The organism is Streptomyces sp. SYSU D01066-1, from assembly GCF_054956795.1.
This window is the reverse complement of sequence record NZ_JBUDHV010000089.1, coordinates 1-681: the sequence shown is the minus strand read 5'-3', so window position 1 is coordinate 681 and position 681 is coordinate 1. Positions and strand designations below refer to the sequence as shown.

The window sequence follows — 681 nt, the reverse complement described above, 5'->3', positions numbered from 1 at the left end:
GGGTGGCTGGTCGTTGTTTGAGAACTGCACAGTGGACGCGAGCATCTGTGGCCAAGTTTTTAAGGGCGCACGGTGGATGCCTTGGCACCAGGAACCGATGAAGGACGTGGGAGGCCACGATAGGCCCCGGGGAGTCGTCAACCAGGCTTTGATCCGGGGGTGTCCGAATGGGGAAACCCGGCAGTCGTCATGGGCTGTCACCCGCTGCTGAACACATAGGCAGTGTGGAGGGAACGCGGGGAAGTGAAACATCTCAGTACCCGCAGGAAGAGAAAACAACCGTGATTCCGGGAGTAGTGGCGAGCGAAACCGGATGAGGCCAAACCGTATGCGTGTGAGACCCGGCAGGGGTTGCGTATGCGGGGTTGTGGGATCTCTCTTCTGTTGTCTGCCGGCGACAGGACGAGTGAGAAACCGTTGATGTAGGCGAAGGACATGCGAAAGGTCCGGCGTAGAGGGTAAGACCCCCGTAGTCGAAACGTCAGCGGCTCGTTGGAGAGACACCCAAGTAGCACGGGGCCCGAGAAATCCCGTGTGAATCTGGCGGGACCACCCGCTAAGCCTAAATATTCCCTGGTGACCGATAGCGGATAGTACCGTGAGGGAATGGTGAAAAGTACCGCGGGAGCGGAGTGAAATAGTACCTGAAACCGTGTGCCTACAAGCCGTGGGAGCGTCGGA

At 58.7% G+C, this 681-nt stretch carries 1 rRNA gene; it reads left to right on the top strand.

The features are described 5' to 3' along the window. Positions 1 to 49: 49 nt before the first annotated feature. Positions 50 to 681: ribosomal RNA gene (locus ACY1JF_RS31915) — 23S ribosomal RNA — on the top strand; the annotation flags it as partial.